Source organism: Gottfriedia sp. OAE603 (genome assembly GCF_040543965.1).
Taxonomy (GTDB): domain Bacteria; phylum Bacillota; class Bacilli; order Bacillales; family Bacillaceae_G; genus Gottfriedia; species Gottfriedia solisilvae.
This window is the reverse complement of sequence record NZ_JBEUNN010000001.1, coordinates 2,569,599-2,582,941: the sequence shown is the minus strand read 5'-3', so window position 1 is coordinate 2,582,941 and position 13,343 is coordinate 2,569,599. Positions and strand designations below refer to the sequence as shown.

18 protein-coding genes and 1 pseudogene are annotated in these 13,343 nt (G+C 30.3%); 16 read left to right on the top strand and 3 right to left on the bottom strand.

Annotated features, from left to right (window positions below; all coding sequences use genetic code 11):
* Window positions 1-34: 34 nt before the first annotated feature.
* The 5 genes from ABID96_RS13165 (at window position 35) to ABID96_RS13145 (ending at window position 2,274) form a co-directional block, all read left to right on the top strand.
* On the top strand, window positions 35-349 hold the full coding sequence (locus ABID96_RS13165; RefSeq protein WP_192602436.1) for a hypothetical protein: 315 nt from the start codon (window positions 35-37) through the stop codon (window positions 347-349).
* Between the two features lie 70 nt (window positions 350-419).
* On the top strand, window positions 420-851 hold the full coding sequence (locus tag ABID96_RS13160; protein ID WP_192602435.1) for a DUF4829 domain-containing protein: 432 nt from the start codon (window positions 420-422) through the stop codon (window positions 849-851).
* Window positions 835-1,086, top strand: a complete 252-nt coding sequence (locus ABID96_RS13155) for a hypothetical protein (protein WP_377896891.1) — start codon at window positions 835-837, stop codon at window positions 1,084-1,086. Before ABID96_RS13160 ends, ABID96_RS13155 begins: the two co-directional genes overlap by 17 nt.
* Window positions 1,087-1,094: 8 nt before the next feature.
* Window positions 1,095-1,715: a VanZ family protein gene (locus ABID96_RS13150; RefSeq protein ID WP_377896890.1), complete on the top strand. Its 621-nt coding sequence runs from the start codon at window positions 1,095-1,097 to the stop codon at window positions 1,713-1,715.
* Window positions 1,716-1,833: 118 nt separating this feature from the next.
* Window positions 1,834-2,274, top strand: a complete 441-nt coding sequence (locus ABID96_RS13145) for a hypothetical protein (RefSeq protein ID WP_192602434.1) — start codon at window positions 1,834-1,836, stop codon at window positions 2,272-2,274.
* Window positions 2,275-2,810: 536 nt separating this feature from the next.
* On the opposite strand, the gene ABID96_RS13140 is transcribed toward ABID96_RS13145, so the two are convergent.
* Together ABID96_RS13140 and ABID96_RS13135 are read right to left on the bottom strand one after the other, a co-directional pair.
* Window positions 2,811-3,239 (bottom strand): ASCH domain-containing protein, encoded by a 429-nt coding sequence (locus tag ABID96_RS13140; protein WP_056471533.1) that lies wholly within the window; start codon window positions 3,237-3,239, stop codon window positions 2,811-2,813.
* Between the two features lie 84 nt (window positions 3,240-3,323).
* Window positions 3,324-3,506: pseudogene (locus ABID96_RS13135) on the bottom strand (glutathione-dependent formaldehyde dehydrogenase); the annotation flags it as partial.
* Between the two features lie 905 nt (window positions 3,507-4,411).
* Here ABID96_RS13135 and ABID96_RS13130 point away from each other — a divergent pair.
* From ABID96_RS13130 to ABID96_RS13120, 3 genes are all read left to right on the top strand, one after another.
* On the top strand, window positions 4,412-4,930 hold the full coding sequence (locus ABID96_RS13130) for a DinB family protein (protein ID WP_192602432.1): 519 nt from the start codon (window positions 4,412-4,414) through the stop codon (window positions 4,928-4,930).
* A gap of 211 nt (window positions 4,931-5,141) precedes the next feature.
* Complete coding sequence (locus ABID96_RS13125; RefSeq protein ID WP_192602431.1) at window positions 5,142-5,687, top strand: GNAT family N-acetyltransferase; 546 nt, start codon at window positions 5,142-5,144, stop codon at window positions 5,685-5,687.
* A 222-nt stretch (window positions 5,688-5,909) separates the two neighbouring features.
* Window positions 5,910-6,401, top strand: a complete 492-nt coding sequence (locus tag ABID96_RS13120) for a hypothetical protein (protein ID WP_192602430.1) — start codon at window positions 5,910-5,912, stop codon at window positions 6,399-6,401.
* A gap of 713 nt (window positions 6,402-7,114) precedes the next feature.
* On the opposite strand, the gene ABID96_RS13115 is transcribed toward ABID96_RS13120, so the two are convergent.
* Complete coding sequence (locus tag ABID96_RS13115; protein ID WP_192602429.1) at window positions 7,115-7,321, bottom strand: hypothetical protein; 207 nt, start codon at window positions 7,319-7,321, stop codon at window positions 7,115-7,117.
* 464 nt (window positions 7,322-7,785) lie between these two features.
* Between ABID96_RS13115 and ABID96_RS13110 the strand changes: the two genes are divergently transcribed.
* The 8 genes from ABID96_RS13110 to ABID96_RS13075 all read left to right on the top strand — a co-directional run bounded on the left by ABID96_RS13110 (window position 7,786) and on the right by ABID96_RS13075 (window position 13,140).
* The gene (locus ABID96_RS13110; RefSeq protein WP_192602428.1) at window positions 7,786-7,941 is read left to right on the top strand and encodes a hypothetical protein; all 156 of its coding nucleotides are present in this window, start codon (window positions 7,786-7,788) and stop codon (window positions 7,939-7,941) included.
* A 129-nt stretch (window positions 7,942-8,070) separates the two neighbouring features.
* The gene (locus ABID96_RS13105) at window positions 8,071-8,424 is read left to right on the top strand and encodes a DUF6054 family protein (protein ID WP_192602427.1); all 354 of its coding nucleotides are present in this window, start codon (window positions 8,071-8,073) and stop codon (window positions 8,422-8,424) included.
* Window positions 8,425-9,108: 684 nt separating this feature from the next.
* Window positions 9,109-9,561, top strand: coding sequence for a DUF4279 domain-containing protein (locus ABID96_RS13100; RefSeq protein WP_192602426.1), 453 nt, complete (start codon window positions 9,109-9,111; stop codon window positions 9,559-9,561).
* Between the two features lie 204 nt (window positions 9,562-9,765).
* Window positions 9,766-10,344: a glycerol-3-phosphate 1-O-acyltransferase PlsY gene (gene plsY, locus ABID96_RS13095; protein WP_192602425.1), complete on the top strand. Its 579-nt coding sequence runs from the start codon at window positions 9,766-9,768 to the stop codon at window positions 10,342-10,344.
* 92 nt (window positions 10,345-10,436) lie between these two features.
* Complete coding sequence (locus ABID96_RS13090) at window positions 10,437-10,799, top strand: YciI family protein (protein WP_192602424.1); 363 nt, start codon at window positions 10,437-10,439, stop codon at window positions 10,797-10,799.
* An 845-nt stretch (window positions 10,800-11,644) separates the two neighbouring features.
* Complete coding sequence (locus tag ABID96_RS13085) at window positions 11,645-11,929, top strand: hypothetical protein (protein ID WP_377896889.1); 285 nt, start codon at window positions 11,645-11,647, stop codon at window positions 11,927-11,929.
* The gene (locus ABID96_RS13080; protein ID WP_377897062.1) at window positions 11,889-12,485 is read left to right on the top strand and encodes a protein-glutamine gamma-glutamyltransferase; all 597 of its coding nucleotides are present in this window, start codon (window positions 11,889-11,891) and stop codon (window positions 12,483-12,485) included. Before ABID96_RS13085 ends, ABID96_RS13080 begins: the two co-directional genes overlap by 41 nt.
* A 331-nt stretch (window positions 12,486-12,816) precedes the next feature.
* Window positions 12,817-13,140 carry a helix-turn-helix domain-containing protein gene (locus tag ABID96_RS13075; protein WP_192602422.1) on the top strand — a complete coding sequence of 108 codons (324 nt, stop codon included), beginning with the start codon at window positions 12,817-12,819 and terminating at the stop codon, window positions 13,138-13,140.
* The last annotated feature ends 203 nt before the right edge of the window (window positions 13,141-13,343 follow it).

The window sequence follows — 13,343 nt, the reverse complement described above, 5'->3', positions numbered from 1 at the left end:
TTAACATATTATGGAAAAAATGAGAGGTTATCAAATGAAAAAAATTGTCTTAATGTGTTTAATATTCGTTTCTATTCTTTCTGTAGCTGCTTGTAGTAAAAATAATACTGACGATGTTCAAGGAATTGCCTATGCCAGCTTAATGAGAAGTGACCAGGTTGCACTAAGTGATAAACAAGGAGTAGTAGAAAAAGTCGACCAATTACCAATAGATGCTACTATTATTGATGAAGATTTTAATAACAAAAAACTATATTCAGTAACTTTTAAATTCGATGGCACTGACGATACGATCACTGTTTTTGTAGATGGCGAAAATAAAAATGTTATTGGAACTCTTCGAAAATAATTGGTATTTAATAAATTTTTGTAAAATTGTATTTTAAATATATGGATTTTTAAAATTAGGAGTTCTTTTTATGAAAAATAAGAAAATATTTATTACTATTTGTACATTATTGGTTGTTGTGTTTTCAATTAATCTATATAAACATTTAACGGATAAAGTGCAGGTAAGAATTGAAAAATCTAATAAGTTTACTGAAGATGAAATAAATTCAGCAGTTATTACTGTGAAGAAAAAGTTTAATTTTAAAGGATGCGAGCTTACAGACATATGGTATTCGGAAAAAGAAGCTAATGTTTTAACCGAAGCATATTTGAAAAATGGCCGAGGCTCAGAAAATGATGTGAAAGAAAAAAATGTAATTGTTTTACTATCTAATTTTAATGTGAACTCTTCTGGCGGTGATGGAAGTTTCGAGCCAAACTCCACTCAGTCCAATTGGAGTTGGACTTTAATCAGGGACAGTAAGACAGGGAAATGGCAAGTTGATGATTGGGGATATTGAAACAAGAAAGGATAAAATCCTTATTCAACTAACTGACGCGTTAGTTAAAGAGAGAGAGCAGCTAATGGCTGCCTTTTTTTATTTAAGAATTTGGCAGTCTAGTTCTAATAGGATAATTGAAAAAAAAGGGATTTTAGGTAATTATAGGGAATTTATTAAATGGAATATTTTACCATTAAAAAGATTAACGTTATTTCAATTAGAGATTTTATATTTTAACATAGGAAAAGGGTGATTGGTTCGGTGTTATTTATCCGAGATATAGTTATATTTTTTGTTGTTTTTTGCTACTTAATTTTAAGAGCAATTATTATTGTATTAAAAATGAAAAACAATAAGACTTTTGTTTGGTATAAAGAATTAATAGGACTTTTGCTTGTTTTATATTCACTAATGGTTATTTCTGTGACACTTTTCCCATTATACATACATCCTCATGGGAAATTTCATTTTCCTTATTGGTCAATAAACTACATACCTTTTGTTTCAATCATTAGAGATATTAATGAAGTTGGAATAGCATATAGTGGTGACACAATATTTATGATTAAGCTGATTGTAAGAAATGTAGGTGGTAATATTGTAATGTTTATGCCACTTGGTCTCTTTGCCCCTTTAATATGGGAGGATTGCAAACGGTTTAAAAACATTTTAATGATCGGATTAATTGTTTCACTTGGTATCGAATCTTTACAATTCGTAGAAAATCTCTTAAGAGTAAGCTTAGGAAGGATCATAGACATTGACGATGTTATTTGTAATGTGTTGGGGACTATTTTAGGTTATCTCATCTATAGTCTTGCAATATTATTTTTGAGTAAAACAAAAAAAGCATTTAGACGATTAAATCATCTTGATATTTAAATAATTTATGTTCTTATGCAACTAACTGGCGCGTTAGTTGAACAAGATCAAGAGTCGCATATGCGGCTTTTTTTATGGTGTAAAATAAATATAAACTTATTCGAATTGTAGAAGCGAAATGGACATTGGAATCGAGAGAATTTATAATAAAGCATTTTCTGAAACGGGAATGAGCAACGTTATTAAATGGGAAGTACAACCAATAAAAGATCAACAAATAATAAAGATTAAATTTATTAATAAAGGTTCATTACATAGGCAAGGTATATGGTTAAGTACAGATATGGGGATTGAAATACCAACTCTTAGTGCAGAAATCTACCCGAGTATTAATTTATGGGAAGACACTTCTCCTAAAGAGATTCTTTGCAAATGTCATTCGAAAAATGGTTATTTAAGCTTTTATAATATCTGGGATAAAGGCAATGGAAGGCAATCACAGTCATACTCATCGGGGATGATAGTAAGAGAGCAAGAAGGTAAAATTATTTATAAATGTAATGATTTAGGGTTTGAAACGAATTTTGATGATTTGGTATTTTTAATTGAAAAATTATAGGAACCTTATTCAACTAACTGGCGCATTAGTTGAACAACGATGGGCTGCTTCGGTAGTCCATTTTTTATTGTTCTAACAGGCAGTTAAGTTGAAAAGAAATGATATATATAATATTAGTAATAGTTTAATGAGTAGAGGGTGATTTACATTGGTAATAAGGATATTTACATTCATCGCAATCCTTTACTTTGAATATAAGATTCTTGATTTTATAGGAGAGTATTTTTACAATAGTGTACCTATACAATTAATATTACTTCTAATATTTGTAATAAATATTTTTATCACATATCTTAAAGTTTTTCCTGATAAGAATAAGTATAAAAATTACTAAAAGCTATTGAACTAACTGGCTCTTTAGTTGAAGAACAAAAGGGATGATCATAAATCAATCATCCTCTATTTCACTATATAGTGGGATGGTCGGCAAAGAAGATTTGTTTAATATATACAATACAATTAATAAAATTTCATACTGAAAATATTCACTGTTGAGCGCTAACGCATTATTAGTGTTTTTTTCCAGAAGTAAACAACTAATTTATATCGTATTCCCATAAACCTAATTTTCCTTTAGCTGGTATAAAATCGATTAACATTTCTTTATTGGAAACTTCCCAAATATAATTCCCTACTCTAAAATCTCCTAAGAAGTAGTCATTTCCTGAAACAATACGTCCATCTTCCAATACTGCACTTTCTTGATTATCTTCTATTACTTTTAAACAATTAATAAGATTACAGACACCAATAATCATGCCGGTTGGTAGATTGCTCCTATTCAACTCGTGCTTACTAAGCAAATGCTGAATTGCATTGTTATTACAAACATTACTATCTATTTTTTTACTTGTGTGAATCGCCAATGGACCACGATATTTAGTTTTCCATGTTCTTGTTTCGTATTGTGCTTCATTAAAAAGGAAAAGGCTGGCCCAAGGTTGAATCATTGAAAGTACCTTCATATATGTAATTACACTTCCTAATATATATATATCATATGGAAAAAGCTGTATTCCGAAGAGTACGGCTTTACTTCTTGTTTTTAATTATGGTTTTAGAATGACCTTGGTACATTCATCCTGATGGTCGTTAAAAATCCGATAAGCTTCACTTGCCTGATCCAGAGGGATTTGATGGCTTACAATTTCGGTTGGATCAAATTCTCCAGATGTAATTTTCTCAAATAATATAGGTATAAGGTGTATCACGGGAGCTTGTCCCATTTTTAACCTGCATATTTTTAATACCTTGGTACGTGACTGCTTTCATGTGTTACCTCCTGAATTTATGATACTTCCATAAAATATCCAAATGAAATAAACGTTATTCAATGCAATTTTTAAAAATTCTTTTGCATTTCTTAATGCAAATGTGTAATGGAAAATACCTTTTTGTAGAATCAAGTCGCCGCAGTCAACTCAAAAAAGTTCTGATAAATCAATTACTAGAAAAAGACATTTAGGCTTACGCAAAATACAGTACGAGAGAGTAAACAAGAGTTCACATTAAACTTAACCCAAGTGTCAGTTTTCCAAAAGTACAATAAACTAAAAAAAGCAATAGTTTGTAGATTGAATCTCCTATATAACTAACTGGCGCGTTAGTTACATAAGAATTAATACTAAACTTTACATAATGTATTAAAGAGAATGGTTTGAGACTTTAAATTACCTTGAGACTTTAAATTACCTTGAGAATTTACCGGTAGTTTCTTATTTTAAAAAAATATTATTGATTAAATATTTTAAAGTTGTTATAATTTTCTTAATATTTAAGAAGGGAGTGAGTATGGTCGATGAAAAATTTAATGAATCTAACCTTGGAAATCACTTTTGTAGCCTCTCACTCATACAGAAATTAAAATTCAGCGTATTTCTTTTAATTATAAGGATTGAGTCTTGGGAACGAAAGCATGGTCTTTAATACTATTAAGGATGTGAGTCACAAGGGGTGTATTTACCTTTGTGGCTCTTTTTATTTTTATTATTGCGTCCACACGTGTTTAAAAAGAAAAAATATTTATTATTAAAATAGGAATAGGCTTTTCATAAAAATCCAGTCGATTTTATTAAAGGTTTAAATACTAAACTTAGAGTATATAATTTAAGAAGATATAACATAGGAGGTTGTTCCATTGGAGAGAAGAAATTTCCAGATATATTCAATTCCAGGGTATGAAGAAGAAATTGGCCGATGGCTATGGTGTTTAGAAGATGTTCGGAAATCCCTTATTAAAAAATTAACTACAATTAACCCAAATTTAGTAGACAAAAAAATTGATGAAAGACAAACAATTAGCTCCTTATTATATCACATTGCGTTGATTGAAGCAGATTGGTTTTATGTAGAAGTCCTTGGTACAGAATGGGATTCTGAAATACGCTCTTTGTTTCAATTGGAAGACCGTTCTGATGACGGTGCATTAATTCATATTCAGGGGCAAAGTTTAGAAGAACATTTTTACCGCCTTAATAAAGTGAGAGAAGTATTTCTTTCACATTTTAGAACAATGGACTTAAATGATTGGCGTAGACCGAGAGTACTTGAACATTATGACGTTACACCTGAGTGGGTTGTTTACCATTTAATTGAGCATGAATCACATCATAGAGGTCAAATATTCCAAATGTTAAGGGAATTACAAAATGATTAAAGTATTAAATAAATGGAACTATTATTCATCGGTTGACTATCTTTAAAGTTTCTTATTGAACTAACTGGCGCGATAGTTTGACAATTAAAGGCTACTTTGGTGGCTTTTTTTATTGGACTAACTAGCTAAAAAATTATATAAGAATATCTGATAAAATCAGGGTGAATTAATAAAATCTGAGCTAAAAGGTTGTAAACGGGAGGTCATTGTTATGATAGTTAATAAAAAAGATTTTTATATTCAAAATTTACGTTATACTGTAAGGTCTGCAATAGAGAAAGATGCGAAAAATTTGTCTGAAGTAAGATTACAAATAGATGGTGAAACGGAAAATTTAGACAGAGAAAAAGGCGAGGCGTACATAGATGAATCTGGTTTTAAACTGATAATTAAAGATGATACAGAAAGTATAAGTAACCTATTTTTAGTAGCTGAAGTTAATGAGAGAATTGTAGGTTTCTCAAGATGTGAAGGGAACAAATTGAAAAGAACGTCACATAAAGTGGAATTTGGAGTCTGTGTGTTAAAAGAATATTGGGGATATAGTATAGGAAAAAACCTTTTAAATGAATCTATTAATTGGGCAGACTTAAATGGAATTAAGAAAATAACTTTGACGGTTCTCGAAACCAATGATAAAGCTATTATGCTTTATAAAAAATATGGTTTTGAAGTGGAAGGTGTCTTAAAACAAGACAAAATTTTATCTGACGGGAATTACTATAATACTATCTTAATGGGAAGGTTTAACGGATAAGGTTAGAAATCAATCCATCTTATAGAACTAATCGGCGCGTTAGCTGAAGATCCGAAAGGACTGTTTTAATAGGTCCATTGATTGTGTTTAAGGGTAGTTTGGTTGATTTAGAAAAACATAAAAAATGTTATATTCTATATAAGTTATGAGGTTTTAAAAGAAAAAAAATAGAGACGCATTCGGAGCTAGTAGGAACATGTAATATAAAAGGGGATATAAAAAGTGTTATTAAAAAGAGGATTAAAATCAGGAATAGTGGTAGTTGTATGTACATTGATTATGATTGCTTGCTCGAATAAAAATGAGACTTCAAACAAAATTGTATCGACTAAAATGAAAAATGGTGACTTTATGTTATATGTAAAAACACCGAAAGAAGTAAAAGGTGGGAAAAAATTTAATTTAGAAGGTAAGATAAAATATTTTGGTACAGAAGAAACATATTTACTACACAGTAGTAAGGATATTGAATTTTTGATTACTGATAAATACGGTCGGAATATTGAAGAAAATATTTATTATACAGGTACAGGCAAAGATTCGAAGATAAAAAATGGAGATACTTTAACGGAAAAAGAATCGTTTAGTATTAAGAAAAAAGGTTCATATAAAATAACGGCGATGACAAGGTTTTTTGAATCTAATAGTGGTAAATTGAAGGATAAAAAGTATGTAGAAATGAAGATAGAGAATATCAAGTTAATAGTTAAATAATGATAATAGAGGGATTTCTTACGTAACTAACTGGCGCGATAGTTGTACTAAATGATCGACTGTTTAGTCGATTTTTTTATTGAACTACATTGGAACTTAGTTGAAGAAGAGCCAGATTAAAATAGTAATATGCGATATTATAGATATATATAAATTCAGGAAACGAAATGGAAGAACATATTTCTAGAACATTAATCTTGGCTTTTATTTGTGGTTCTCGGCAATAGTGTTATTATCTACTTTGGTATTTATTAATTGGAGATTTATTAGAAATAGAAATAATTGAATTCAATTTTTATTTTGGTAGTTTTTATGAAGAAATCTTATCGACATTCTCTTCCATAAAGGATATGTGTTTTCTTGTTGAACTAACTGGCGCGTTAGTTTTACAAAATGCAGAATAGAATTTAATATGGAGTGACGATAAATGGATATGGGGTATTTATTGGAGTTATTTGCATTCTTTTGGTGGATTCCTCTTTTAATAATAATTGGATTGTTTACTTGGATAGTATTTAAACTTTAAACATTGAACATTTGAAGATTTTTTATTTTAAAGAGTAAGGTTGTTCAACTCACTGGCGCGTTAGTGAATAAAGAAAAAACAGAGTCTTCTATAAGGAGACTCTGTTTAAAAATAAAGATTATTTTAGTAATTTATTATTTAGTGAAATTAACCCAGTTTTTTCAAAGGATTAATATAAGAATCACTATTAGATCCATCTCCAACCACAATTATTACGATCTCTGTCATCGCGTCGATCCTCAGCACCAGCAACTCTATCATCGTTGCAACGATCTACAGCACGACAAAATTCATCTCGGTCAACCGTGATTTTTGCGTTTAATGTAACATTTTTTCTATTTCTGTTTCGATCACTTTCTCCACCAACATTATTATTATTACGATTATAACTCAAGAAAAGCACTCCTTATCCTATTGATTAACTACCTTAATATCATATGATTTTGTTTGGACAAGCGTTCTAGACGTTAGTTGATTTAATAAAAAACAATGTGATTTATTTAAATAGGTTTCAAAATTTAACAGTAATTCTATAAAAAGGTAATAACACTTATACTATTATTTATAGTATTGGTTCAGAGTCTAATGAAATTCAAACCTAAAGATTTTCATTGACTACAAAAATGAATATAAAATATATTCCGAAGCATTCATAATTCAATGCTGAATTAAATGAAGAATGAATAGTATTATATTTTGATTTTTAAATTTTTAGGTTATGAAACTAACTGGCGCGTTAGTCGAAAAACAAAAAGACAGCTTCGGCGGTCTTTTTTATATTGTTAATGGGCAGTATCTATGAATATAGAATATAATTATTTTTGTCGCATAAAAATAAGGCTTCTAGGAGAATGAAAAATGGGTAATTTTAGTTTAATAAATGCGTTGATAGACTTGGCAATTATATTTTTAATAGGGTATGCAATTTTTAAGATTATAAAAAAAATTAAGGGATTTTCAAATAAAAAGATGAATGAGTTAAAAAAGAGAATTAGCGAATTAGAGAAAAAATAATGCTTATTTAACTAATGCATACGTTTAGTTGTGTAGCATAGGTTGCTTGAAGGATTATTTATTAAGACCACTGTTTTATTTTGAGCAGGCTGAAACAAAGTTATGGATTTTAAAGGAGCAACTAATTATATGAAACATTATTTAGAGTTCACTGTAAATGTTAAGCCCGTTCAAGCGGCGCAACTTATTTTTGAAGATGTGGAATTAAAGTCAAAATTGATATTTGAGGATTACAAAGTTGTTGAAGCTGTTGAAAAAGAGATTGCTATACTTATATTTGAAAAATTTTTCATTAGAAACAACAGTACAGCTACTTTGACAGTTACAATTGATAATTTTAGTGGAGAAACATGTGTTAAGTGTATTTCATCTGGTAATGGAGAGGGACTATTCGATATTGGATGGGGAGCAGGGAAAAGTTTTATTAAACCAATTAGAAATAAACTGGCATCAAACATTATAGAAATTATAGAGGATAGATAAAACTAAATCTTCTATATAGGGTTAACTAGTTAGTTTGCTTATACAACTAACTGGCGCATTAGTTGTACAAGATCATGAGTCGCGGATGCGGCTTTTTTTATTGAAGTAATTATCACTTCAGTTAAACAAGGATTTTACAAAATATACCGCTATCCAAAATTTTCTAACAATATTACACTTAAAAAGTATTAACTAAGAAAAAGGATTACATATGAAAAATATGGACTAATAATTGTAACTTTGACATATTTTAATAATTTTGAAGGGCCTATTTTAGGAGTAGGGTGGATTTTATTTCTTGTAGGGATACTTCTTCAGTTTTCCCAGTACGTAGAATCATACTTTAATCCTACTGAAAAGACACAAAGTTAAATAAGAAAGGCAACTATAACCAATATAATATTTTCAAATACTGTTTCGTAAATCTATAGGGAAACTCCTATAAACAATTTCTAACAGATACGTATTGGAGAGATAGAAATGAATTTTTTTGAACTACTCGGATGCTTTACTGTTTTTTACATATTAAGATATTTTTTGGACTCTAAATATAAAAAAACTGCAAAGAATAAAGTTGTTATTGATATAGTTATTACTACATTTTTAGCTTTTATTATTTCGACTGGAATACATTATTTGTTCAACTAACTGGCGCGAGAGTTGAACATCATTGAGGAGATGAATATGGATCAAACAAATGTAATGACGTATTTTGAGATAAAAGGCGATGACTTTCCGTTAGAATATGTAACTGAATTATTAGGTATTTATCCAACTAATTCTTTTATAAAAGGTGAAGAGATTAAAAGAACAAAAAATTCTAAAATAATCACAACAAAAAGACGCTTTAGAACTTATACAAGTTGGAAATTAGGAACAGATTATATCGAGACACTAGATGCTTGTATACAGGCTAAGGAGTTAATTGCACCTCTATTAATCAAAGTTAACCAATTAATTATGATTAAAAAAAAATATGATTGTCAATTTATACTTATGCAAGTTCCAATTATAGAAAAAGGTTCATGCCCAGCAATGGGTTATGATCAAGAAGTCATTAACTTCTGTTCAAAGATAGGAGCATCAATCGAGATAGATTTATATGCAAATCCATATGATAGTGATTGGGATGACTAAAGAAGTACATACACTGTACAACTAACTGGCGCGTTAGTTCAACAAAGATAGGCTGCTTCGGTGGTCTATTTTTATTGCACTGACTGGCAGTTTAGTTGAAGAAGCAGGTGAAACGGAATCGGGAAAGACATAAGAAGGATTGAAGGAAATCATATGTAATAAATAGAAATAATTACTTAACAAACTATGTAAGGAGATAATACTTTGAACATTTTAACTTTGATTCTAAGTTATTTAATTGGATCAATCTCATTTGCTTTAGTAATCGGTAAAATGTTTTATAAAAAAGATATTCGTGATTACGGTAGTGGTAATCTTGGTGCAACTAATGCTTATAGAGTTTTAGGCATAAAAGCAGGAGTAATTGTTGCAATTGCTGATATATTAAAAGGTACATTTGCTTGTTTACTTCCCCTAATACTTGGTTCTACAGTTAACCCTATTGTATGTGGATTATTAGCCATACTAGGGCACATATTTTCTGTTTTTGCCAGTTTTAAAGGTGGAAAGGCTGTTGCGACAGCAACAGGAGTTTTCTTATTTTTGATTCCTATAGGTGTTTTTGTTGGTTTTGTTGTGTTTGTGTTAACTTTGCTATTTACTAAGTATGTATCACTAAGTTCAATGTTGGCTAGTATAGCATTATTCATTTACAGTCTTATATTTGAAGATAAAGTTCTCATTGCCCTTTCTCTACTAATAAGCGTAGCAATAATCATTCTACATCGACAAAATATAAAGAGAATTGTAAATGGAACGGAGAACAAAATAGTTAAAAATTAGGGTTTACTTGTTAAGCTAACAGGCGCGTTAGTTGAACAGTGTTAAAGGAAAGATTAACCGTAAAAAGCCATAACCTAGAGGAGGAGTTACTTATGAAATTTATGATGGTTGTAAAGGCTTCAAAGGATTCTGAAGCAGGGACAATGCCAAGTGAGCAGATGGAACTGATGTTTGCTGCGATGAAGAAATATAATGAAGAACTTGAGAAAGCTGGTGTTCTGGTGTCAGTCGGTGGACTCCATCCAAGCTCCAACGGTATTCGTATTACTTACCCTGTTCCTGGAGAACCGCCGACCATTACAGAAGGACCTTTCGCTGAAGTCAATGAGTTGATTGCAGGATACTGGTTCATAGATGTGGAATCTCGTGAGGAAGCCATCAACTGGGCGATGCGCGCGCCAGATCCACATGGTCTTGGAGAAGGACAGATTGAGCTTCGCCAAGTATTCGAATAGATAGATAGATAGGCTAATCATTGGATTAACTATAAGAAATGGTATAATAGTTATGGACTAATTCTTAATTTAAGTTTAATAAACAAGACAAAGGTTAATTTTATGAAAAATAAGTTTCAATTCATTTTGATTTATTTTAGCATTCTAAGCAGTTTGTACTTCTTCGATTTTTATATATCAGACATGAATTTAGGCGATAGTATTGGTGTAATATCGATGACAATCTTTTGGTATTTATTTGTAACTTTTATCATTAGTATGATTATTTACCGCTTTTTACACAAAATAAAAGTTCAAAAGATAGAATAATCTAAATAACGAAAGCATTAGTTGAAGAACAAGAGCAACATAGCAATTGGTTTTTTAATTTTTGCATGGATAAAATTATTACATATTCTTAAAAAATGTACCCCATGAACCTATCAAGGCTCATGGGGTTATTATGTATTCCAACCCCCGTTATAAAAGGAGGTTGAAAGAATAGATGAAAATGTGGGTTTGGAGAATTCTCTAACTGAAATAAGGGACTATATATAAATATGTAAATTAAATGAATTTGCTTGGACAAGTTATATATTTTTTGTATATGGTTCTTATTGAACTAACTGGCGCGTTAGTTATAACAAGATTAAAAGTCACAATGGACTTTGTTATACAAAATTAGACTGCACCAAATTGTTAGTCACATCTAACAATTTGGTGCGTTTTTTTATTTCTTGTTAGTTTACATTGGAATTTCAGTTCATATTTTTTTGAGGTTCTTCGGGGAATATACACTTCAAAGCTATGTTTGAATATGATGGGTATACATAAAATTAATACTTTATGTTGAAAAGAGGTATATTATGAATTATTTTTCTAGGCCAATTCAACAAAATAACTCAGGGTCATCTAACAGTAATGTAAGAAAGTTATTTCAACTGATGAATGAACAATCAACGGTGAATGTGTATCGTTCTATTTATGAGTTTGAACATATGTTACGAACTAATATCATTTTAAGTGCAAGAGCTATGTATCAAAGTAGAGTGAGGTTTGCAGTATTTGAAAGATCTCAATGTAATCCTAAGTACTGGCGTTTAATGAGAACTGGAGGATTCCTATTGCGACAAGAGCGTAAAACCGTCTGATGCGATTAAAGATATTTACTTTAACAGTTCATATTATGCGTTTGAATGTGCAACGGCAATGGTTATTATCAATTACCATGCCGTCCTAAGTCTTATTGGCGAATACTTATTTAATCAAATATTTCAAAACATCTATTTATACGGTTGGCATGCTGATTCTGACTTGGGAATAAATGCGCAATATTCTGAGACATCCTATCCTGGAGATATCGTATATTTTAATAATCCTGATTTTGATCCACTTACCCCTGAGTGGAGAGGAGAAAATGCAGTTAATCTTGGAGATGGTACGTATTTTGGACACGGACTAGGAATATTAACAGCTGGACAAATGATTTTTGCCCTAAATAAAATGAGAAAGCCAGGCTCATATCGGTCAGCCTACCTGACTAATTCAGTTACAAGTCCGAATTTTAATCATTTGGCGGAATTATCGAATTGGCAACGAGACTATACAATTAAATATAATAATATAGTCTTCCATCATAACGAAAGTTCGATTTCATTTGAACGTTATATGTACTTGTTAAAATGGATAATAAATAACATGTCTTAAAAAGAAATTAGTAGAACTTTTTAAAAATATTTATAGAATACTTAGTTAAAATAATAAGTAACAATTGACAAAGGTCATAGAATTTTGTTAACTCTATGACCTTTGATTTTATAAAGTATATCGATCAATTTATTCAACTAACTGGCGCATTAGTTGAACACAACTAAGACTGTTACCGACAGTCTTTTTATTTTGAGAAATAGCGGATAGGGAAAAAAGGAATGGTATAATAAATTTAAAAACGTCCTTAGTAACGACAATTATTGTTAAATATAGGGGGATTATTTAAAATTTCGTAAAATCATTGAATTAAATAAACAGAGGTGAAGAAATGAAAAGTAATTTAGTAGCATTATCAATATGTTTTTTAGGGATATGCATAGTAATAGGAAGTTGGATAATCCCTAATGCATTAAGCATTCAACCAACCGTTGAGACAAAACATTCAGTTCAGCATCAGTTACTAACACAGTCAGAATTAGTAAATTATCTAGGTTTAAGTAAAGAGGAAATTCAACAATTAACTGAGTTATCTGATGGTGGCGATGTATATACGAGCGAACTTCCTCATATAAAAATCGGATCAAAGTTTTATTATCCTAAGTCAGCGATAGATAAGTGGCTATTAAATGTGGAGTTAACTACTATACCTTAAATTGATAAAATCATTAAATGTTATTTAATTTCTTATCCAACTAACTGGCGCTTTAGTTGAAGTTTAAAAGTAGCCAATGGCTGCTTTTTATGTACAAACTAGTGGATAGATAAACAAGTTGAAGATCTTGAGCCACTGTTAGGATAGGCCTAATTGAACATTAGGATTCACCTTATTCTCTAACTCATCGGAACGGTCTTTTA